Origin of the sequence: Sphingomonas sp. PAMC26645 (genome assembly GCF_004795835.1) — a bacterium.
In the GTDB taxonomy this organism is placed as follows: domain Bacteria; phylum Pseudomonadota; class Alphaproteobacteria; order Sphingomonadales; family Sphingomonadaceae; genus Sphingomonas.
This window is the reverse complement of the sequence record NZ_CP039249.1, coordinates 3,333,359-3,355,368: the sequence shown is the minus strand read 5'-3', so window position 1 is coordinate 3,355,368 and position 22,010 is coordinate 3,333,359. Positions and strand designations below refer to the sequence as shown.

General features: G+C 66.0%; 19 protein-coding genes and 1 tRNA gene. 9 read left to right on the top strand and 11 right to left on the bottom strand.

What is annotated here, in order from left to right; translation table 11 throughout:
* Nucleotides 1–105: 105 nt before the first annotated feature.
* From bla to E5673_RS15415, 3 genes are read left to right on the top strand one after another with little or no spacing between them, the layout of a single operon-like run.
* On the top strand, nt 106–930 hold the full coding sequence (bla, locus tag E5673_RS15425; RefSeq protein WP_136190694.1) for a subclass B3 metallo-beta-lactamase: 825 nt from the start codon (nt 106–108) through the stop codon (nt 928–930).
* A 5-nt stretch (nt 931–935) separates the two neighbouring features.
* Nucleotides 936–1,589: a DUF969 domain-containing protein gene (locus E5673_RS15420; RefSeq protein WP_136190693.1), complete on the top strand. Its 654-nt coding sequence runs from the start codon at nt 936–938 to the stop codon at nt 1,587–1,589.
* Complete coding sequence (locus E5673_RS15415; RefSeq protein ID WP_136190692.1) at nt 1,586–2,527, top strand: DUF979 domain-containing protein; 942 nt, start codon at nt 1,586–1,588, stop codon at nt 2,525–2,527. The genes E5673_RS15420 and E5673_RS15415 overlap by 4 nt, the downstream gene beginning before the upstream one ends.
* Here E5673_RS15415 and E5673_RS15410 read toward each other — a convergent pair.
* From E5673_RS15410 to E5673_RS15395, 4 genes are all read right to left on the bottom strand, one after another.
* Nucleotides 2,506–2,997 (bottom strand): cupin domain-containing protein, encoded by a 492-nt coding sequence (locus E5673_RS15410; RefSeq protein WP_136190691.1) that lies wholly within the window; start codon nt 2,995–2,997, stop codon nt 2,506–2,508. The genes E5673_RS15415 and E5673_RS15410 overlap by 22 nt on opposite strands.
* Entirely contained in the window at nt 2,997–4,094 is a 1,098-nt protein-coding gene (locus E5673_RS15405; protein WP_136190690.1) for a Gfo/Idh/MocA family oxidoreductase, read from the bottom strand. The genes E5673_RS15410 and E5673_RS15405 overlap by 1 nt, the downstream gene beginning before the upstream one ends.
* Entirely contained in the window at nt 4,094–4,978 is an 885-nt protein-coding gene (locus E5673_RS15400) for an alpha/beta hydrolase (protein WP_136190689.1), read from the bottom strand. Before E5673_RS15400 ends, E5673_RS15405 begins: the two co-directional genes overlap by 1 nt.
* Nucleotides 4,979–5,048: 70 nt before the next feature.
* Complete coding sequence (locus tag E5673_RS15395) at nt 5,049–5,582, bottom strand: gluconokinase (protein ID WP_136191553.1); 534 nt, start codon at nt 5,580–5,582, stop codon at nt 5,049–5,051.
* A 260-nt stretch (nt 5,583–5,842) separates the two neighbouring features.
* Between E5673_RS15395 and E5673_RS15390 the strand changes: the two genes are divergently transcribed.
* Nucleotides 5,843–8,851, top strand: coding sequence for a glycosyl hydrolase family 28-related protein (locus E5673_RS15390; RefSeq protein ID WP_247599695.1), 3,009 nt, complete (start codon nt 5,843–5,845; stop codon nt 8,849–8,851).
* Nucleotides 8,852–8,918: 67 nt separating this feature from the next.
* Nucleotides 8,919–10,031: a lactonase family protein gene (locus tag E5673_RS15385; protein WP_168711649.1), complete on the top strand. Its 1,113-nt coding sequence runs from the start codon at nt 8,919–8,921 to the stop codon at nt 10,029–10,031.
* 2 nt (nt 10,032–10,033) lie between these two features.
* Here E5673_RS15385 and E5673_RS15380 read toward each other — a convergent pair whose 3' ends face one another.
* The 3 genes from E5673_RS15380 to treF form a co-directional block, all read right to left on the bottom strand.
* Nucleotides 10,034–11,605, bottom strand: coding sequence for a carboxylesterase family protein (locus E5673_RS15380; RefSeq protein ID WP_210731757.1), 1,572 nt, complete (start codon nt 11,603–11,605; stop codon nt 10,034–10,036).
* A 102-nt stretch (nt 11,606–11,707) separates the two neighbouring features.
* The gene (locus E5673_RS15375) at nt 11,708–12,592 is read right to left on the bottom strand and encodes an exonuclease domain-containing protein (RefSeq protein ID WP_247599420.1); all 885 of its coding nucleotides are present in this window, start codon (nt 12,590–12,592) and stop codon (nt 11,708–11,710) included.
* A gap of 71 nt (nt 12,593–12,663) precedes the next feature.
* Nucleotides 12,664–14,238: an alpha,alpha-trehalase TreF gene (gene treF, locus E5673_RS15370; RefSeq protein WP_348769868.1), complete on the bottom strand. Its 1,575-nt coding sequence runs from the start codon at nt 14,236–14,238 to the stop codon at nt 12,664–12,666.
* A 181-nt stretch (nt 14,239–14,419) separates the two neighbouring features.
* Between treF and E5673_RS15365 the strand changes: the two genes are divergently transcribed.
* Nucleotides 14,420–15,085 (top strand): UPF0149 family protein, encoded by a 666-nt coding sequence (locus tag E5673_RS15365; RefSeq protein ID WP_136190686.1) that lies wholly within the window; start codon nt 14,420–14,422, stop codon nt 15,083–15,085.
* A 61-nt stretch (nt 15,086–15,146) separates the two neighbouring features.
* Here E5673_RS15365 and E5673_RS15360 read toward each other — a convergent pair.
* The 3 genes from E5673_RS15360 to E5673_RS15350 form a co-directional block, all read right to left on the bottom strand.
* Nucleotides 15,147–15,223, bottom strand: a tRNA-Arg gene (locus E5673_RS15360).
* Nucleotides 15,224–15,406: 183 nt separating this feature from the next.
* Complete coding sequence (locus E5673_RS15355) at nt 15,407–15,667, bottom strand: SWIB/MDM2 domain-containing protein (RefSeq protein ID WP_031394799.1); 261 nt, start codon at nt 15,665–15,667, stop codon at nt 15,407–15,409.
* 47 nt (nt 15,668–15,714) lie between these two features.
* Entirely contained in the window at nt 15,715–15,918 is a 204-nt protein-coding gene (locus E5673_RS15350) for a DUF2945 domain-containing protein (protein ID WP_056482645.1), read from the bottom strand.
* Between the two features lie 119 nt (nt 15,919–16,037).
* Here E5673_RS15350 and E5673_RS15345 point away from each other — a divergent pair, with 119 nt between their 5' ends.
* Genes E5673_RS15345 through fghA form a run of 3 tightly spaced genes read left to right on the top strand, consistent with a single transcriptional unit; the run spans nt 16,038 to nt 18,371 of the window.
* Nucleotides 16,038–17,144, top strand: a complete 1,107-nt coding sequence (locus tag E5673_RS15345) for an S-(hydroxymethyl)glutathione dehydrogenase/class III alcohol dehydrogenase (protein ID WP_136190685.1) — start codon at nt 16,038–16,040, stop codon at nt 17,142–17,144.
* A gap of 10 nt (nt 17,145–17,154) precedes the next feature.
* Entirely contained in the window at nt 17,155–17,538 is a 384-nt protein-coding gene (locus E5673_RS15340; protein WP_136190684.1) for a VOC family protein, read from the top strand.
* Complete coding sequence (gene fghA / locus E5673_RS15335) at nt 17,538–18,371, top strand: S-formylglutathione hydrolase (RefSeq protein WP_136190683.1); 834 nt, start codon at nt 17,538–17,540, stop codon at nt 18,369–18,371. Before E5673_RS15340 ends, fghA begins: the two co-directional genes overlap by 1 nt.
* A 412-nt stretch (nt 18,372–18,783) precedes the next feature.
* Here fghA and E5673_RS15330 read toward each other — a convergent pair whose 3' ends face one another.
* The gene (locus tag E5673_RS15330; RefSeq protein WP_136190682.1) at nt 18,784–21,843 is read right to left on the bottom strand and encodes a TonB-dependent receptor; all 3,060 of its coding nucleotides are present in this window, start codon (nt 21,841–21,843) and stop codon (nt 18,784–18,786) included.
* Nucleotides 21,844–22,010 lie beyond the last annotated feature (167 nt).

The window sequence follows — 22,010 nt, the reverse complement described above, 5'->3', positions numbered from 1 at the left end:
ATGCAGAGGTTACCGCTTACCGCCCCCTCCGTCAGGCTACGCCTGCCACCTCCCCCTAGCGAGGGAGGATCGTTAGGTCGTCGCACCAAATCGCTGGTTGTCGCGATGGCGATCGCCGCCAGCGCACCGCTGCTCCTCGGCGCGGCGGACCCGCCTGCGTGGACGCGCGCGCAGGCACCGTTCCCGATCGCCGGCCCGATCGCCTATGTCGGCAGCGAAGGTATCGCCGCCTACCTCATCAAGACCAGCGCCGGCGCGATCCTGATCGACGGCACGCTCGCCGAAAATGCCGGCATGATCGAACGCAACATCGTCGCCGCTGGAGTACGCCCGCGCGACGTAAAGCTGATCCTCGTCACGCACGCCCATTTCGATCACGCCGCGGGTGTCGCCGCACTCAAGCGCGCAATCGGCGCTCGCGTGGTAGCTGGTGCTCGCGACGTCCCCGCGCTTGAAGTCGGCATACCGCCCGGCGAGACCAGCTACGGCGTAATCCGCTTCCCGCCCGTCCACGTCGATCGCGGCGTCCGCGATGGCGACACGGTCACGCTCGGCAACGTCACGCTCACAGCACGCGCCACGCCGGGACACACGCCCGGCTGCACGACCTGGACGATGCAGATCCCCGCCAAGCCACGCCCGCTGGACGTCGTCTTTCCGTGCAGCGTCAGCGTCGCCGGCAACCGCCTGATCGGCAACCGTGCCTATCCCGGCATCGTCGCCGACTACCGCCGCAGCATCGCGATGCTTGGCACGTTGCACGCCGACATCGTCCTGCCGTCGCACCCCGAACTCGCCGACGTGATCGCCAAGGGCAAACGTCGCCAAGCCGGCGACACGACCGCGTTCGTCGATCCTACGCTGCTCCCGAAGATCGTCGCGAAGGCCAAGGTCGCGTTCGACGCCGATCTCGCCAAGCAGGCACGCTAGACGGCATGCTGGTCCTTTGCGGCATCGCGGTAATCGTCGCCGGCTTCCTGCTCCGGTTCAATCCACTGCTCGTCGTCGCGGTCTCCGCGCTCGTAACCGGCCTTGCTGCCGGGATCGCACCCCTTCCGATCCTCGCCGCGTTCGGCAAGGCGTTCAACGAGAACCGCTACGTCACCGTGATCTACATCGTGCTCCCGGTGATCGGGATGCTCGAACGACACGGATTGCAGGAACGCACTCGGCTCGCGATCGGCAAGCTCCGCGGCGCCACGGTGGGCCGGCTGCTGATTGGCTACCTCCTGTTCCGTCAGCTCACCGCGGCACTCGGCCTGACCTCGATCGCGGGCCCGGCGCAGAGCGTCCGCCCGCTGGTCGCACCGATGGCCGAAGCCGCGGCCGAAGCGCAGGGCGTCGCGCCGGGTGGCGACCGCATCCCGGCGATGGCGGCCGCGACCGACAATATCGGGCTCTTCTTCGGCGAGGATATCTTCATCGCGATCGGCTCGATCCTGCTGATGAAAGGCGTCCTCGAAGGCTACGGCATCGTCATCCAGCCGCTCCACCTCTCGATGTGGGCATTCCCGACCGCGATCGCCGCGTTCGTAATCCACGGCTTCCGCCTTTGGCTGCTCGATCGCCGACTGGCGCGAGCCCGATGATCGGCACCGGCTTCATCTACGGCGTCGCCGGCCTGATGTTCGCGGCATTCGCGATCCTGAGCGCGACCGATCGCACCAACCCGAAGCGCTTCGGCAACGCGGCCTTCTACGCGGTGCTGGCGATTAGCTTCCTGCTTGGTGGCAAGCTCGGCGATATCGGCAACGGCGTTCTCGTCCTGGCCCTCGTCGCGATCGCCGGCTCGGGCGCGATGGGCCGTGGCGGGCGTGCCACTACCACGCTCGACGGGCGTCGCACCGAAGCCACCCGGCTAGGCAACCGAATATTCCTCCCCGCACTGATCATCCCGGCCGCAGCACTCGGCGGAACGGTCCTGTTCCGCGCAGTCCCGAGCCTCGTCGACCCGAAGCAAGCAACGCTCGTCGCGCTGACCTGCGGCGTCGTGATCGCACTGGTCGCGATGCACCTATGGTTCCGCCCCCGCATCGCTACGCCGCTAGCAGAAGGCGTAAGGCTGATGGACGCGATCGGCTGGGCTGCCGTGCTCCCCCAGATGCTGGCGAGCCTCGGCGCGGTGTTCGCGCTGGCCGGCGTCGGCGACGTCGTCGGCGGTCTAGCCGGCCATGCGATCCCGGAGGGCAGCCTGATCGGTGCAGTCCTCGCCTACACGCTCGGCATGGCGCTGTTCACGATGATCATGGGCAACGCGTTCGCGGCGTTCCCGGTGATGGCCGCGGCGATCGGCATTCCGCTGCTCGTGCGGCATTACGGCGGCGACCCCGCGGTGGTCGCGGCGATCGGCATGCTCAGCGGGTTCTGCGGCACGCTGATGACGCCGATGGCGGCGAACTTCAATCTCGTCCCCGCCGCGCTGCTCGACCTCAAGGACAAGAACGCGGTCATCCGCGCGCAGATACCGACCGCGCTACCGTTGCTCGCGGTCAATATCGGGCTGCTCTACTGGCTGGGCTTCCGCTGACCTGACGTCCTGATCTTCGTCCCAAGCATCACCAGCTTGCCATCGATGCCGAACCAGTGCGGCGTGCCTGCCGGGATCAGGAACACGTCGCCGACTGCAAGCTTCCGCGTCGTGCCACCCTCGATCCGGTCGCCTTCGACCAGCCCCGGAAAGCGCAGCTTCGGCGCGACCAGCGTACCGCCCGAGACCAGCGTCCCAGAACCCGCCATCACGGTCGCATATTCGGCCTCGTCCGGGTGCACAGCAGGCTTGCCCGGCGCCTTCCAATATTCGAGCGAGGCGCTCGTCCCGTCCGCCTGCACGAGCGGTGCCATGGCGAACCCCTGGCCCGGCTTCATCGTCTTCTCGAGCGCAACGATCCGCGCGCGCACGTCGGCCGATGCAGCGAAGCTCGTCGGATCGCTGGTGGTCTGTGCGGGCAGGGAGGAGTTCGCGCCCACGGCTAGCACGACCGCAATCAACGGCCGCATCACAGCTTCACCGTCCGGCCTTCGCGCACGGACCGATAGATCGCCTCGACGATCCGCATGTCCCGCAGGCCCTCTTCGCCCGAGACGATCGGTTCGCGCCCGTCGAGAATGCATTCGGCCAGATGATCGAGCTGCCCCGCGAACTGCGTCTTGCCGGGGCCGGGCGGGGGGCTGGTAATCGCGGTCTCGCGACCGTCGCGGCCGGTCCACATCTTGTTGCCGTCGTAGCGCGTCGCCGGTTCCAGCTCGATGCGGCCCTTGTCGCCCATCAGCAGGATATGGTTCTGGTTGGCGCTGTACATCGACTGGCACCCGGCGATCGCGCCCGACGGGAATTCTAGCGTCCATTCCATCATGTCCTCGACCTCGCGAAAACGCGGATCGCGACGGTCGGTGGATTCACGCGCGGTGACCGCGATCGGCTCCTCGCCGGTCATGTAGCGCGCGGCCTGCAGGCTGTAGATGCCCATGTCCATCAGCGACCCGCCGCCCGACAGTGCGCGCTTCAGTCGCCACTTGTTCGGATCACCTTGGACGAAACCATGCTCCGAACGGACGTAGCGGATTTTGCCCGCCGCACCCGATTTGGCCAACCGCATCGCCTCCAGGTTGAACGGCTCGAAATGGCAGCGATAACCGATCATCAGCTTCTTGCCCGCGGTCTTGCACGCGCGAATCATCTGCTCGCATTCGACGACCGAGATCGCCATCGGCTTCTCGCACATGACGTGCTTGCCGGCCTTCGCCGCGCGGATGGTGTATTCGGCATGCATCGAATTGGGCAGGCAGACATAGACGATGTCGACGTCCGGATTGTCGCGGATGCGATCGAAGTCGGCGTAGGTATAGATCGACCGCTCGGGCACGCCGTATTTGGCCGCGGTCGCAAGCGCCTTTGCCCGGTCACCGCTGACCAGCGCAGTCACGCGCGAATGCTCACAATTGACGAACTGCGGCATGATCGTCTGCAACCCGTAATAGCCGAGTCCGACGATAGCATAGCCGAGCTTCCGGTCGGGCGCCGCACGCGCCACGCCGCTCGATGTGGCGGCCAGTGTTGCCGCGGCGACCAGGAGATCACGCCTGCCGAATTCCATCAGGGTTCCTTTCGAGAAACTGGAAGCATCTTTGCCGATCCGCGCGGAATGAGCCAGCCGCCATCGGCGAGCCAGTCCGCCAGTCGATCGGGCCAATGCTGGATCGAGATGCGCTCCGACCGCGTGCCGAGATTGAACGCGTGATCGGTGTCCGCGTAAAGGTGCAACTCCGCCGAAACGCCCGCCGAGCGAAGCTGCGAATACAGCGCCATCGCCGATGTCGCGCAGCACTGGTCGAGCGACCCCGCGACAAGGAACGCGGGCGGCGCGTTTACGACGGCCTTGGCCGGCGTGCCAAGCGGCCCCGGATAGACGAGCACCTGGAAGTCCGGTCGTGCGCTCACCCCATCGATCGCGTCCACCGGCGTCTGGGTCGGCGCGGGGTTGTCGGCGATGAGTGACACTAGTTCGCCGCCTGCCGAAAAGCCCATCACGCCGATCCGGGCAGGATCGATCGCGTAGTCGCTCGCATGCGCGCGGACCCACCGGACCGCGCGCCGCAGATCGGCCGCCGCGTCGCGCTCGATATCGTACGATGAACCCGGATCACGCGCGAGGCGGTATTTCAGCACGAACGTCGTGACGCCGTAGCGGTTGAGCGCCTTAGCCGGCACCTCGCCCTCGTTGATCCACACGAGCATCCGGTGACCGCCACCGGGCGCGATGATCACCGCGGCACCGTTGGCATGGCTGGGGGCGGGACGGTGGATCGTCAGTGTCGGGTTGTGGACGTTGCTGACATAGCTGTCCTTCACGGTCTCGGCTTCGGTCCGGCGCGCTTCCGATCCGGGCGCGCCGTTCGGCCAGAGCGAGACGACGGGGGCCTGTTGCGCAGCGGCGGGCGCGGAGACCAGCATGAGGGCGAAAGCAACGCGTAGCGACATCAACGACCCTCGACCGCACTCCTGCGCGAGTACTGCCACCGAGTGTCGGCCTTGTCGGCCGGCTTGGCTATTACGACCTTCGTCGTGCGTCTCCAGCGGTTTCTGCCGCGCCGGACATCTCGCGTCCGATCCACGCGAGCGCTTCGGCGCAGAGCCGATCGGGCGCGTCCTCCGCATCGAGCGTGACGGCGCGCTCGTCGGGACCCAGTTCTTCCAGGGTATCGAGCTGACTCGCGAGCAGGCTGGCCGGCATGTAATGGTCCGCACGGTGGACCAGCCGCCGGGCGAGTTCGCCGCTGTCCTTCGTATCGAGGAACACGAACAGCAACGGCATGCCGACGGCGTCCGCCAGTCGATCGCGATAGGCCCGCTTCAACGCCGAACACGCTGCAACCGCAGTACCATCCGTCCGGGCCGCATCGTGCAATCCGGCTGCAATCCTATCGAGCCAGGGCCAGCGATCCTGGTCGTCGAGCGGCTGGCCCGACCGCATCTTCGCGACGCTGTCGGCACTATGGAAGGCATCCCCTTCGAGGAATTCGCAGCGCAGACGTTGCGCAAGTTCGGCACCCAGCGTCGACTTGCCGCTGCCGCTGACGCCCATCACGATGATGGCATAGGGTAGCGCGTCAGCCGGATTGGGGATCGTTTCGGAGGAAGGAGGCACTGGCTCTCCATAAGCTGCGCGCGGTCGGTTCGTCACCGTCTATCGTCCGTGCGCGCGGGATCGGCTACTACGACCTTGGTCGTGATCGCCTATGGTCGCATGCGCCACTACCTGCGGTGCACACTGGCGGACATCGTCCGGCGCGTCCCGCAACAATCTTGGGTGAGCCTGTGAAACTGACACTAGCGATCGCGCTTCTGGGGACGACCGTTCCAGCGTTTGCAGCTCCCCGTTCGGCCTCTCCGTCTCAATCGGTATTTCTCACCGCACCGGCAGATCCACGCGCGGTGACGGTTCGCGGCCGCGGTGACGGCCGAACCGACGATACCGCCGCGATCCAGTCCGCGATCGACAGCGCGGCGAGCGCGAAGGGTGGCGAGGGCATCGTCTTCCTGCCCGCCGGTCGCTACCGCATCTCGCGAACGATCTTCGTCTGGCCGGGCGTGCGCGTGTTCGGCACGGGCCAGACGCGCCCCGTCATCACGCTCGGCGCGGCGACCCCCGGGTTCCAGACCGGCGTGGCGAACATGCTGTTCTTCACCGGTTCGCACGCCGACAGCCGCGCCGCACCGCCAAAGGTACCGGTGCCGCCGCCGACCAGCGTACCGTTCGATGCCACTATCGCCGACGCCAATTCGGGGACGTTCTATTCCGCGCTCAGCAACGTCAATTTCGAGATCGGCGACGGCAATCCCGCTGCGACCGCGGTCCGTTTCCACTTGGCGCAGCACGCGTATCTGAGCCATGTCGACTTCCACATCGGCTCCGGGTTGGCCGGTATCTACCAGGTCGGCAATGTCGGGCAGGACCTGCGCTTCTTCGGCGGACGCTACGGCATCCTCAGCGAGAAGACCTCTCCCGCATGGCAGTACACGCTGCTGGATTCGTCGTTCGAGGGCCAGCGCGACGCCGCGATCCGCGAGCACGAGGCGGGGCTGACACTCGTCAACACCAGCATCCGCAACGTCCCCGTCGGGATCGAGATCGACCGCGGCTATGGCGACTGGCTATGGGGCCGCGACGTGCGGTTCGAGAACGTCTCGGACGCGGCCGTCGTCATCAGCAACGAGGACAATGTCCACACGCAGATCGGCTTCCAGGACGCCACGGCCAGCGCCGTGCCGATCTTCGCGCGGTTCCGTGACAGCGGGAAGACCGTGGCGGGGCAGGGCGCAGAATACCGGGTCAAGGCGTTCAGCTATGGCCTGACGCTGCCGGGGCTCGGCGCGACTGGCAAGTACGAGACGCGCGTCGATGCCGCGACGATCCCGACAATGCCGAAGCGGATACCGCCCGCGATCCGCTCGCTGCCGCCCGTCGCGCAGTGGTTCGACGTGCGTGGCGCGGGTGCGAAGGGCGACGACGCCACCGACGATACCGCGGCGATCCAGCGCGCGATCGACACGCACCGCGTGGTCTATTTCCCGACCGGCTTCTACCGCGTTTCCGATACGCTGAAGCTGCGACCCGAAACGGTGCTGATCGGCCTGCATCCGGACATGACGCAGATCCTGCTTGCCGACGACACGCCGGCCTTCCGCGGCGTCGGTGCCGCCAAGGGGCTGGTCGAAAGCGCCAAGGGTGGCGCCGCGATCGTTTCCGGCATCGGCCTGACCACCGGCGGCATCAACCCGCGCGCGACCGCGTTGCTGTGGAAGGCGGGCGCGGACTCGCTGGTCGACGACGTCCGCTTCCACGGCGGTCATGGTACCAGCCGCGCCGATGGCAGCCGGATCGATCCGTACAACGCCGACCACACCGGCGACGCTGATCCGCGCAAGCGCTGGGACGGGCAATATGCGAGCCTCTCGGTCACCGATGGCGGCGGCGGCACGTTCAACAATCTGTGGACCCCCAATACCTTCGCCGCCGCCGGGCTGCATGTCTCGAACACCAGCACGCCGGGCCATGTGTACGAGATGTCCGCCGAGCATCACGCGCGCGCCGAGATCGTCCTCGACGGCGTCAAGAACTGGGAGTTCCTCGCACCGCAGACCGAGGAAGAGGCGGGCGAAAGCCGCAACGCGCTGTCGCTCGAGGTTCGCAATTCGAGCAACATCCTGTTCGCAAATTATCACGCTTACCGAGTGACGCGGTCGCTCCAGCCGGCGCCATCGGCGGTGCGGATCTACAATTCCGACGATATCCGCTTCCGCAACGTGCATGTGAACGGCGAGAGCGGGCTGGCATTCTGCGATGCGGAGGGCTGCGGCACCGACCTGCGCGCGAGCAAGTTCCCGTACGAAAACGCGATCCAGGACATGACCTCCGGAGCGGACGTGCGCGAACGCGAGTTCGCGGTGCTGGACGTGAAGCGCGGCGCCACGCCGGTCGCGACGACCACTGGCCCGGCCGTTCGCAAGCTGGAAGACGGGTTCTACTCGATCGCGGGCGCGGCGGTTGATGCGAAGGGCAAGCTCTACTTCGTCGAGCACCATACGCACCGCATCTATGGCTGGACGGCGAGCGAGGGGCTGTCGGTCGCCGCCGACGCACCCGTCGATCCGGTCAATCTCGCGGTCGATCGCTCGGGTAACCTCATGGTGCTGTCGTCCGATGGCGCGGCAGGAACCGTCTACAGCATCAAGCCCGGTGATCCCGGCAGCATCGCGGTGATCCCCCCGACACCGGTCGCTCCGCACCGCGATGCGCGCGTCGCGCTACCCGGCAATTTCTGGGTGAATGGCGAGTTCAAGGATCAGATCGATCCGGCGACCTACCAGTTCACGACGCTCGGCGAGATGTTCGCGCGCGATATGGCCGCGCCCAATCCGCGCGAATATGTCTCGCCCGACGGCTCGCTGGTCCTGCCCGCGTATCGTACCGTCCAGCAGGGGCCGCCCAACCACCTCGGCTGGCGCTTCTCGGACGCACTCGACACCTACGGCTTCGTGAACGCCAAGATCGGCGAGCGCGTGTTCGTCAGCAATGGCTCCGAAGCCAAGACCTATAGCGGGCTAATCGGCGCGGGCGGCAGCGTCACAGACCTGAAGCCGTTCGCCAATCGCGGCGGCGAGAGCGTCGCGGTCGGACCGGACCGCCGCGTCTACCTCGCCAACGGCCAGGTGTTCGTCCACGACGCCGACGGTCGCGAGACTGGGCGGATCGAGGTCCCCGAACGCCCGCTGCAACTGATCTTCGGCGGCGCGAATGGGCGGACGCTGTTCATCCTGACGCACCACGCTCTGTACGCGGTCGAAACCTGAGCGGCGTTCGTTGCCTCGGTGGCACCGCTGACGCATGACACCCGCCGATAGCTGCAAAGGAACGGGCATGACCGACTGGACCACGACACGACGGTCGGCCCTGACCGCGATGGCGGCCACGCTCGCCTTCCCGGCCGTTGCGGCCGGCGGCGGCAAGCGGCGGGTACGGTTGATCGCCGGCACCTACGCACGCGAAGGCGGCAAGGGCGTGTATCCGATCGCGTTCGACCCCGATCGCGACACATGGCAGGTCGGCACGCCGATATCCGGGATCGACGACGCCTCGTTCGGCGTCGGCGGCGGCCCGGGCGGTGCGTATCACTTCGTCCGTGAGAAGGCCGCGGGCGAGATCGCTGCTTACGCGACCGACTGGTCGCACCGCGGCACCACTTCCACGGCAGGCGCCGACCCGTGTTACGTCGCGATCGACCGCGCCAGCGCCTGCCTCGCGGTCGCCAATTATTCGAGCGGCAGCGTCGCGTTCCACCGCCTCGACGCGCGCACCGGTGTGCCAGGCGAGCCAGTCGTGTTCCGCCACACGGGGCATGGCCCGAACACGGCCCGGCAGGAGGCACCGCATGCGCACTGGGTCGGCTTCAGCTCGGATCGCCGCTGGCTGCATTCGGTCGACCTGGGAACGGACACGATCTTCGCCTATCGCTTCGACCCGCAGGCGCGCTCACTGGCCGAACCGATCGCGGCATGGCGAGCGCCGCCGGGAGCTGGGCCGCGCCATCTCGTCCACCATCCCCGCCGCCCACTCGCCTACGTAGTGTGCGAACTGTCCAACACGGTCATCATGCTAGACTCCCGCGCAGACGGCAGTTTCGCGACCCGCCACACGGTGTCGACCCTGCCGAGCGGGTACGAGGGCGCCTCGCAGGCCGCGCATATCGCGATCGACCAGGCCGGGCGGCGGCTCTACGTCTCGAACCGCGGACATGACAGCGTCGCGGTTTTTGCGCTCGACGCTTCAGGCGTGCCGAGCCCGCTTCAGCATATCTCGAGCGGCGGCAACTGGCCGCGCTTCCTGCTGGTCCTCGAAGCGCAGCGTCGTGTCCTCGTCGGCAACGAGCGGTCGGGCACGCTGGCGATATTCCGGATCGAACCCGATGGCCGACTAACCGCAACCGGACAGACGCTGTCGGTACCGGGTGCGGTGTTCGTCGGCCAGATCTAGCCTCAAGGTACTCGACGTTCGAGCAACGGTGTCGCCGCGACATAGCGTGCCTGCTCGACGAACGGTTCCGAACGCGTCTGCACGTCGACGATCTGGCGCGGAATGACGCCCCCCGCGGATGGCGCAGGCGACCAGTGCGGCAACCTGGCGGCGTTCGGATTGGCGGTCTTGATGAACGCGGCGAAATACCCCTGGAACACCGTCGCGATCCGGCGATCGTCCGCCGTCCACGCATAGGCCGGGTTCGTGTCGAGGTTGCCCAGCGCGTATTCGATCTCCGCGCTGTGCACCGCCCCGATCGGCGGTACGTCGGGGTTGGTCAGCGGCGGCAGCGCGGCCGGATGGGGATGCGCGAAATGATAATAATAGGTCGGCTGCCGCGTCCGGCGGTGCAGGTCGAACCACTGCCACGTCGACGCGCCGAGAAACGCATCGCTCGCCAGCGCGGTCGCCGCAACGGGCACGTCGGCATCCGACTTCGCCGGGTACAAGGCGAGTAGCGCATCCGCATCGGTAAAGAGCTTCGCGACGCCTGCGCGATAATTCGCCACCGTCGGTGGTTGCCCGGCAAGGATGCTCGTCCAACTTCCCTCCTGAGAGTTCGCACCGACTAGCAACGGCACGCGCGCCGCGCGCCCCGCCGCGTAGGTGTCGATCGGCGGCTCGGTCAGGAACTGCCCGTCGACGATGAAGTCCGCGCGGAACCGCTGCGTCCCCTGCGCAGCAAGCAAAGCCTCGGCCGGCATCGCCCGAAGTGCGTCGAGCGACGGCGCCCCCGCGGCCACCGCGAACGCATCGCCGTCCTTCGTCGCCACCGCGAGAGACTTGGGGCGGAAGGTCGGCGGCAGCACGCCGCCGCTCTCGCCGATCGCCCCTGCGAACTGCGTGCGGGTGAGTGGCGAGGTCATCAGTACGCTGACCGACATAGAACCCGCGCTCTCCCCACCGATCGTGATCCGCGCGGGATCGCCCCCGAACGCGGCGGCGTTGCGCCGGACCCACGCCAGCGCCGCAGCCTGATCGAGCAGCCCGTAATTCCCCGCGGAATGTGTCGACGATCCCGCCGCCATCGCGCTGGTTGCGAGGAACCCGAACGCGCCCAGCCGATAGTTGATCGTCACGACGACGATGCCCTTCTGCGCCATCGCCGCGCCGTCATAGCGCAGTTCCGACCCGTCACCCGCGATCGCGCCGCCGCCATGGATGTAGAACAGCACGGGCAGCCGCGCGCCTGGTTTCGCGCCCGCCGGCGTCCAGACGTTGAGCGTCAGGCAGTCCTCGCTGATACCGGGCGAGCGGAACTTCATGTCGGCGAACAGCGGCTGCTGCATGCAACGCGCACCGAACCGGTCGGCTTTGCGCACACCCGTCCATTGCGCCGCCGACCGCGGCGGCTGCCACCGCAACGGGCCGATCGGTGCCGCCGCATAGGGGATGCCGAGATACGCATCGACCGGCGTCGCTGCGGTCGAAACGCGCGTCCCTTCGAGCGTTCCGCTCGCGACTTGCACGCGCTGCGCCATCGCCGGTGCGGCCAGCAGGCCGACCGCCATTCCCCAAGTCGCCCACCGCATATCGCCCTCCGCTATCGCTTTGGGACAATGGTCGCACCCCATCTGGCGTTTGCCAAGGCGGACGGTCGCTATTCCTTCACATTGCCGGCAGCACGCGCCTGCTCAGCTTGCCGTAACGCTGGCAGCGATAGCCGGCAGATCGAGCTCGACTTCGGAGACCACGCGGATCGTTCCGCCAAGCCGTCGATACTGCTCCGCCCGGCGATACGCGCCGCTGTTGCGCACCGAATATCTGAACGGCGCGCGCCCGGTGATGACGAGCATCGTCGTCGTGTTGCCGACCGCCGACACGATCCGCCCGCCAAGCGCGGCAATCGCGCACGCAAGCCTCCCATCGCGAGGCTCACCAAGGATCGCGATACGTTCGCCGCTGAGCGGTCCGGTGGGCGCAGGGCGCGGCGCAGGGCCGGGCTTGCGCGGCGGTTTCAGCCATTCGTCGAGCGCGATGCCGGTATGGTCTATCGCCTTGACGATCACCCAGCCGGCGGCCCGCGCATCGCTCAGCGCGTCGTGATGCTTGTGCGCGATCCCGAGATACTGCGCGAGGCCGCCCAGCCGGTGGCTCGCCAGATCGGGCCAGGCCCGCTGCGCAACGCGGACGCTGTCGAGCCAGACCGTCTCGATCGGGGGGCGGTCATGGATACGGCACGCGGCGGCAAGTGCGCCCTTGTCGAAATAGGAATGCGCCACCGTCGTCCGGCCCGACAAATGGCCATCGACGATGCCGTGGATGTCGCCGAAGCACGGTTTGCCGGTGACGTGCTGCTCGGTGATCCCGTGGATCCGGGTATTGAACACGTTGAACTCGTCGCGCGGATCGACAAGCGTCTCGTATTCGAAGATCTCGCGGCCATCGCGAAACCCGACGATGCCGACCTGGCAGATGCTGCTGACGCGCGAGCATGCCGTCTCGACGTCGATGACGACGAAATCCGGTGTGAGCATATCGGCGACGTCGGTCTGGCTGGCGGGCGCTGGGTCGAGCATTGCACGTCCATATGTGGCGCCGGGTGCCGTAAGCAACCATTGCCGCCGGAACGTTCGCTTGGGTTCAGGCCTTACTTCGCCCTCTGCGCCAAGTCGGGATAGCGATCGAGGATCGCGCTGGTGACGCCGTTGGTCCAGCCGAAGCCGTCCTGCACCGGATATTCGCCGCCGCCACCCGGCGTACGCTGCTCGATATTGTATTTTTCCAGCATCTTGCCCGTTTCGGCATAGGCAGCGCCGACCGTCCCGAGCCAACGCTTGGCGATGTCCTTCGCGAGCGCCGGTTCGCCGTTCCGCGCCAGCCCGGCGATCGCCACCCATTGCAAAGGCGCCCAGCCATTGGGTTCGTCCCATTGCTGCCCGGTGTTCAGCGTCGTCGTCCGCAGGCCGCCCTCCGCCACCAGCGACTTGCGCACCGTCGCCGCGACCGCTTTCGCTTGCGCTTGCGAGGCGAGACCGACGAACAGTGGGTGCAGCATCGCCGCGTTGATGCTCGCGGTGGGCTTGCGCGTCGACAGGTCCCAGTCGGCATAGCGCGCGGTCGTCGCCTGCCAGAGGTAGCGGTCTATCGCGGTCTTGCGCTTCGCCGCGAGCGTCGTGAACGTGGCGGCGCACGGCGCGTCGCCCCCAGTTTGGCAGCGCGCGGCGATGCGGCGCTCCATCGCCCATAACAGGCTGTTGAGATCGACGGGCACGATGTCGGTGGTGTGGACCGTCGCGAGCGATCGCGGATCGCGGAGCCAGCGCGACCTGAAATCCCACCCGCTTTCCGCACCCGCCCGCAGGTTGCGCTGCGTGTCGGCAACGGGTCGGGGCGCCGCCTTCGCCGCGGTCGCGACGTCCTCGGCATAGGATTCGTCCCGCGGCGTATCTCGGTCGTCGTAATAGCGGTTGAGCACGCTCCCGTCGGGCATCCGCACCACGCGCAGGCAGGCGGGCTTGCCGTCGAGGCACACAGTGGCCTTCATCCAGAACGCGTGCTCGACCCGCAGCGCCGCCAGCCGCCGCTTCGCAACCTCGGGGTCGGTGTTGGTCGAAAGGTCGAGCATCAGGGCATAATAAGGTGGCTGCGACCGGCTGAGATAATAGGTCCGCGTCCCGTTCGGGATATGCCCATAGCGCTCGATCAGGCTGGTGAAATTGTCGAGCATCGACTCCACCAGCGGCTGCTGGCCATCGACCTTCAACCCGAGCATCGTGAAGTAGCTGTCCCAGTAATAGATCTCGCGGAAGCGCCCGCCCGGCACGACATAAGGGGCCGGGAGCGGCAGCGTGGAACTGCCCGCGACCGGCGCGACCGGCTGGCGCACGAGTTGCGGCCAGAGCGTCCGGACATGCGTCCTAAGATCGCCCGAGCCCCGATCATTCTCCCCCGGCACCGCGAAATTGGCGAGCACGAATGCTTTCAGCGCCGGGCCAGCGGGTTTAGCCCGCACATAGTCGACCATGATCGCCTCGGCCGGACGCTTCGGCACCGCGTCGACGAACGTCTTGCCGTCCGCGAAAACATGGCCTTGCTGCACGGCGTCAAACAACGCGCCGTAGAGGTCGGCGGGCGATCGAACCGACGAAGGCGAGTTCTGCTGCGCGGGAGCCATCGTCGCGATCGATGCCAGCGCGGCGAAACGGCAAAGGGTTCTGATCACGTACGAATTTCCCGATCCGGTGGGCGACCCGAATGCAATGGAAGGATCGCCCGCACGAGGCAAGTGTCACGCGCCCCATCCATTCCGGTTGGCGCAGGACTTTGCACCACTCGTCGCTGGCAGCGCCCATCATCGGCGGGCTATGACGCACTGCATTCTCCAAGGTAGCCGACCCGAACCGATGAAAAATCTCCCCTCCCGTTTCCGACGTCTCGACGGCGCGCTCGCCGACCTTCCACTCGAGGAGCCGATGCTGCTCACCGAACTCGACGGCTTCCTGACGGCCTTGGTGGTCGGCCCCGACACGATCCCGCAGAGCGAGTGGCTCCAGAGCATCTGGGGCTCAGACGATAGCGTCGACCCGCCGTTCGACGATCCCGCCGACGTCCAGTGGTTCGTAGATGCAGTGATGGCACGCTACGCCGAGATCGTTCGCGACCTGACCCGCGGCAAGCCTCAGCCGATCTTCGACACCGACGACCGCAATGGCGATATCCTCTGGGAAGCCTGGATCGACGGTTTCGCCGAAGCGGTGGCACTCAGGCCGGAAAGCTGGACGGCGTTGGGCGACGGCACCGATCCCGATACCGCCGACGCAGTGGCGCAGATCAGGGCGCTGATCGCGATCGTCACCAACGAGACCACGCTCGACAGCGTCGAGGTCAACGCTCTCGACGAGCGCGCCCCCGCGCAGATCATCGCTGCTGTCCTGAAACTTCATGCAGTGCATTCCCAGGACGCAGGTGCATCATCAGGCACACCGGTGGTCGCCACACCGGCGAAGATCGGCCGAAACGATCCGTGCCCCTGCGGCTCGGGGAAGAAATCCAAACGCTGCTGCGGATAAAAGTGTCGTCCGCCCGGCGTTTAGAAGCCGCCAAAGCGGCAGCGGCCTACTGCGGAAAAGCTGGTGCCCCCGGCGAGATTTGAACACGCGGCCTACGGTTTAGGAAACCGTCGCTCTATCCGGCTGAGCTACGGGGGCATCGGCTGGCGCATTACGCCGGTCGGGTGGGACGATCAAGCGCGAGGCTAGCGTCCGGTCGTGCGCGGTAACATTCGAGCAACGACAATATTTCGGTATTTCGAACCCTCGACGGGGTTAGATCAAGGGGCGACGGGTATCGCTCACGATGCCCCGTCGCCGCTTGCCGTGCAGTGCGGGCGGTTAGGCCTTGACGTGCTGCGAGATGTACTTGTTCATCTCGAACATCGTGCACTTGTCACGCCCGAAGACCTTCTTCAGCTTCTCGTCAGCCAGAATCTCGCGCTTGTTCTCGGGGTTCTGGAGGTTGTGGGCCTTGATGTAGACCCAAACCTTGCTGATCACTTCGCTGCGCGGCAGCTTGTCGTTGCCGACGATCTCGCCGAGCTCGGGAGAGGGCTGGACGGGGGCGTGGATGCCGCCGGTCTTGGGAGCTGTAGCCATAAGCATTCCTTCCTGTTGCGCACGTGCGTTGGGCACTGCGCGCGTGGTCACGCCTTGGTGAGCGCGTCCGCCTTGTGCGCTGCCTTGCCGCCCTTGTCACTCCTTACGATGAACTGCGGCTCCTCCTTGGAGGCCTTGACGGTGTGGCCCTTGATCTTCGTATCGGTGGTCTGCTTCTTCTCGACCGTGCCGTGCGCTTCGCCGCCGTGCGATTTCCAGGTGACCTCGTCGCCCTTCTTCGGATCCTTCATCGCGCCATCTCCTTGATTTGAAAGGATCAAGCGCGGCAACGCGGCATTGGTTGCATCGCGTATGGGTTGCAGACGCAGGGCACGGGGGCCATCAGGGCGGCAATCAAGGAGACCCACTCATGAAGACCCGCGCCGCCGTAGCCTTCGAGGCAAAAAAACCGCTCGAGATCGTCGAACTCGACCTCGAAGGACCGAAATTCGGCGAAGTGCTCGTCGAAATCATGGCGACGGGCATCTGCCATACCGACGCGTACACGCTCGACGGGCTTGATTCGGAAGGGTTGTTTCCGAGCGTGCTGGGCCATGAAGGCGCCGGCATCGTCCGCGAAGTGGGCGCCGGCGTGACCAGCGTCTCGGTCGGCGATCACGTCATCCCGCTCTACACGCCCGAATGCCGCCAGTGTAAGTCGTGCCTCAGCCAGAAGACCAACCTGTGCACCGCGATCCGCGCTACGCAGGGCAAGGGGCTGATGCCCGACGGGACGACGCGGTTCAGCTACAAGGGCCAGCCGATCTTCCATTACATGGGCTGCTCGACCTTCTCCAATTTTACCGTGTTGCCGGAGATTGCGGTGGCGAAGATCCGCGAGGACGCGCCGTTCGATACGTCGTGCTACGTCGGCTGCGGCGTGACGACCGGGGTCGGCGCGGTGGTGCATACGGCTAAGGTCCAGCCGGGCGACACGGTCGTCGTGTTCGGGCTTGGCGGGATCGGGCTGAACGTGATCCAGGGCGCGCGGCTTGCCGGTGCTGGGATGATCGTCGGCGTCGACATCAACCCCGACCGCGAGGAATGGGGCCGTCGCTTCGGCATGACGCACTTCGCCAACCCCAAGGATGTGGGCGACATCGTCCAGCACATCGTCGCGCTCACCGATGGCGGTGCGGATTATACGTTCGATGCGACCGGCAACACGACGGTGATGCGGCAGGCGCTGGAGGCATGCCATCGCGGCTGGGGCACGTCGATCGTGATCGGCGTGGCCGAGGCGGGCAAGGAGATCTCGACGCGACCGTTCCAGCTCGTCACCGGGCGCAACTGGCGCGGCACCGCGTTTGGCGGCGCGCGCGGGCGGACCGATACGCCGAAGATCGTCGACTGGTACATGAACGGGATGATCGAGATCGACCCGATGATCACGCACCGCCTGACGCTCGACGAGATCAACAAGGGCTTCGACCTGATGCACGCCGGCGAGAGCATCCGCTCCGTCGTGATCTACTGAGGACGGCCGGATGTTCAGCCATATCATGCTCGGCGCGGACGATATCGCCGCGTCGAAGGCGTTCTACGACGCGGCTTTGGGCGCGCTCGGCGTGCCCGAGGGCGTGGTCGATGAATGGGGCCGGGTGGTCTACGCCCACGCCGGCGGCCGTTTCCTGCTGACGAAGCCGATCGACGGGCAGCCGGCGAGCCATGGCAACGGCAGCACGATGGGCTTCGTCGCTGCGTCGCCCGAGGCCGCCGATGCGTGGCACGCCGCGGGTCTCGCGCATGGCGGCACCGCGTGCGAGAACCCGCCCGGTATCCGCCAGGGCACCGCGGGTCGCACGCTGTATCTCGCCTATCTGCGCGATCCGTCGGGCAACAAGCTTTGCGCCGCGCACCGGGTCGCGTGATGGAGACCGTCTCCACCAGCAAGGCGTATGGCGGCACGCAGGGCGTCTACCGCCACGCCTCCACCGCAACCGGCACCGACATGACCTTCGCGGTCTACGTGCCGCCGCATGACGAGGGCGCGCGGTTACCCGTGCTGTGGTTCCTGTCGGGCCTGACCTGCACGCACGCCAACGTCATGGACAAGGGCGAGTATCGGCGCGCGTGTGCCGAACTGGGCGTGATCCTGGTCGCGCCGGATACCTCGCCACGCGGCGACGACGTGCCGGACGACGATGCGTACGACTTCGGCAAGGGCGCGGGCTTCTACGTCGATGCGACGGAGGAGCCCTGGGCGAAGAATTTCCGGATGCGGTCCTATGTCGAGGACGAACTGCCAGCGCTGATCGCGGCGGAGTTTTCGATGGCGGACATGGCGCGGCAGGGAATCTTCGGCCACTCGATGGGCGGGCATGGTGCGCTGACGATCGCGCTGCGCAATCCCGATCGCTTCCGGAGCGTGTCTGCGTTCGCCCCGATCGTCGCGCCGTTGCAGTGCGCCTGGGGCGAGAAGGCGCTCGGCGGGTATCTAGGGGAGGACCGCATGGAGTGGCGCCCCTATGATGCTTGTGCGCTGATCGAAGATGGCGCGCGGGTGGAGGACATCCTTGTAGACCAAGGCGATGCCGACGGCTTTCTGGCGGAGCAGTTGAAGCCCGAGCTGCTGGCGGAGACTTGCGACGCGGCGGGGATCGACCTGACGCTACGAATGCAGCCGGGGTATGACCACAGCTACAACTTCATCTCGACGTTCATGCCGGATCATGTCGCATGGCACGCCAAGCGCCTGAAATAACCGTCTTCCCCTGCCGGTAACGAGAACGTGCGCTATTTTCCCCCTTCCCTGAAAGGGAGGGGCCGGGGGTGGGTAGGCTGCTTGGTAACCACCGCGGCCAATCCAGACCGACCCACCCCCAACCCCTCCCTTCCAGGGAGGGGAGCAAATCGGCGGCTAGCCCCTTCGGACCACAAGAGTTGGTGGTCGTACGCGACCTTACTCTTCCCGGTTCGCCACGCGGGCGGGAGCCCGGTCAGCGTCCCCGCCCTTGCGAGGGGGGAGGCCTCCTTGAAATCCTCCCCCGCCAGGGGGAGGTGGCTGGCACTTGCCAGACGGAGGGGGAGGTAAGGGAAACGCCCGCGCATTGTCCTCCCCCTCCGTCACCTTCGGCGCCGCCCCCCTGGGCGGGGAGGATCGTTTGCGTCCCCCCTCAGAACTTGAACCCAGCCGCAATCCCATACCGCCGCGGGTCGATCGTGAAGATATTCGTGAACAGCCCCGACGACTGGTCGCCGACCGCCTGACCCGTGATCGAGTCATTGTTCGTCAAATTCTGCACGAAGCCGCGCAGGAACCAGCGGTCTTCCGCGCCATTCAGCTGCACCTGCGCGTTGATCACCTCATAGCCCTGCACGCGGTCGACCAGCTGGTTGAAGATCGATGCGGTGAAGCCGCCGGTGTAGTTGAGGTCCACGCGCGGCACGATCGACATGCCGTTGCCGAACCCGATCGTGTACTGCGCGCCAGCCGAGAATTTGTAGGTCGGCGCCTGGGGCAGCTTGCCGCCGCGGATGTTGACGCCGACGCCGTCGATCACGCTGTACGGCAAAGCACCGGTAGGCACGCCGAACAGCGCACGCAGCGCCGCCGGAGGATTGGCCGCGGTCGAGGCCAGCACCGAGCACAGGCTGTACGCGCCGGTGGTGTTGGTCGTCGGGATCGCCACGGGTGCGCGCAAGCCGAGACCTGAGTTCACCGCGCCGACATAGGTGTTCACGCCGACGATATTGCCCGCGGTAGTGGGGACGACCGCGCAGTTGGCGGCGCTCTGCAGGTCCTTGATGATCACTGCATCCGAGCGGCCGCCCGACGGATCGCGCGGATTGACCAGGAACTTGTCCGCCGACACCTCGCTGTGGAGGTAGCTCGCGTTCATGTTGACGACGAACGCCGGGATCGGGCTGAGGATCGCCTCCGCCTCGACGCCGTAGACATTGGCGTCGACATTGTCGTTGACCGCGGTCCGCGCGACGATCCGGCTCAGCTGCAACTGCTTGTACTTGTAGTAGAAGCCCGTGACATTGAGCCGCAACGCGCCGTTACCGAACGTATTCTTCGAGCCGATCTCGAACGAGTCGATCTTCTCGGGCGTGAAGGTGGTCGGCACCGAGAAGGTCGCGGGCAAGGGCGGATTGATACCGCCCGACTTGTAGCCGCGCGAATAGGACGCGTAGATCAGATTGTCGGGCGAGATCTTGTAGTCGATCACCGCACGGCCGGTGAGCCGCGAGAAGCTGACTTTGTCGAGCGCATATTCCTGAACTCCGGCGCGCGTGGAGTCGAAGTCGGTGGTGGTGTAGTTCAGCCCCTGCGTCATGTTCGACGCGCCGATTGGGGTGAGCACGTTCAACGTGATGTTACGCGCCTTCACGTCCTTCTCGTCGTGATTGTAGCGCAGGCCCAGCGTCAGCTTCAACTTGTCGTTGAACTCGAAATAGGTCTCGCCGAAGATACCGTAGGATTTCAGGCGGAAATCGTCGCCGTCGTTGCGGTAGAACGGCGTCGCGAGGAACGCGTTGCCGTTGACGCCCGGGATCGCCGCCGAGCTGGCCGCGCCGAGCACGCCCGATGCGTAATCCAGACCGAACGCGTTGACGAAATAGTCGGTGTTCTGGCTGCGCGAATCGACATAGATGCCGCCGAGCAGGAAGTTGAACATGCCGTCGAACGAGCTGTCGATATGCGCCTCGGCCGAATATTGCCGGTTCACCTGGCGCGAGCGATCGACGTCGAGGCTCTGCGCGTAACAGCCGATACCGTTGCCGCCGAACACGCCGACATTGTTGGGATCGGCACCCGACTGGCACGCGCCGCCGGCCGGGCCATTGGGGATCAGCACGGAACGGACGCCATTGAGATAGCCGGTATTGACCAGCGCGCCGCCGGGCAGCGGGATCACCACGCCGGGGCGGCCGATTGCGTTCAGCGTGTTCAGGCCGACATTGGCCGCGAGGGGATTCTCGACCGCGAGGTTGAAATCGGTCGTGCTGTCGACGGTGTTGCGCGAGAACCCGCCGGTGAAGTTGAACGAGACCGGACCGAAATCATGGAAGATCTTGGCGGTGTACTGCTCTTCCTCGGCGAAATAGGTCGGGTTTGAGTCGATCCGGACGGTGCGGACGTCGCCGGGATTGACGACCCCGGCATAGGTGTCGGTCGCATACAGGTTCTGCAGGCCGATCGCGGCAATCTCGGGATGCCCGAGCTGCGTGCCGGCAATCCCGAAATACTGTGTCGAGGCGAGCGTCGCGGCCAGCGTCGAGTTGCCGTTCGGCGTTTCGTTCGCGAGCCGATCGGGAAGGCAGCCCAGGATGCCGGTCGGATCGCGATGGCACAGCTGCTTCTGGATGCGGCTGCGATTGTCCTTCTCGCGGAAATAATAGCCGATCAGGTCGACGCGGGTATCGCTGGTCGGCTCCCACGACAACGTGCCACGGATCGAATACAGGTCGCGCCCGTCGATCTTAGAATTGTCATAGGTGTTCTTGGTATAGCCGTCGCGGTTGAGATACGTGCCCGCGACGCGGATGCCGAGCGTGTCGGTGAAGGGCAGGTTGATCATCGCCCGCGCACGCTTCGAGTCATAATTGCCGTATTCGGCCTCGGCGGCGGCGTGGATCCCCGACAGGTCCGGCTTGGCGGTGATGAAGTTGACCACGCCCGAGGTGGCGTTACGGCCGAACAGCGTGCCCTGCGGACCGCGCAGAACCTCGATCCGCTCGAGATCGAAGAACTCGCTTTCGAACAGTCGCGTGGTGACCAGCGGCATGTCGTTGACGTGGATCGCGGTCGCCTGGTCGCAGGTCGCGCCGACGCAGAGATCGCCGATGCCGCGGATCGTGAAGCTCGACGTGGTGAAATTGGTCTTGGTGAAGGTGACGTTGGGCAACGTCTGCTGGAGCGCACTCGGGTTGACGATCTGCTGCTTCGAGATCGTGTCCGCGGTAAAAGCGCTCACTGCAATCGGAACATCCTGCAAACGTTGCGATTGGCGTTGCGCGGTAACCACGATATCCTGCGACGCATAGGCGCTGGCCGCGGTATAGGCGGGGGTGGTCTGGGTCGATGTGCTGGGCGTCGACGGCGCTTCCTGCCCGGGGCCATTGGTGGGGCCGGCATTTCCAGCCGATGTGGTGGCCGTCTGGGCCATTGCCGGCGCAATCGACAGGAGTATCATCGCCGAGGCGGCGAGCAATTCGAACTTGGCCATGTCAGTCCTCTCCCCGATCGTGCCGGTCTGTGCCGATTCACGATTTAGTTTTTCAGGTATGGCGAAGTAACGACGAAAACGATCTAGCGTCAACGCATTTTGAGCCCCGGATTACTGGGATTTATGGCGCGTTGCTGAAATGAAACAGTTGCAAAAGAGGACCCATG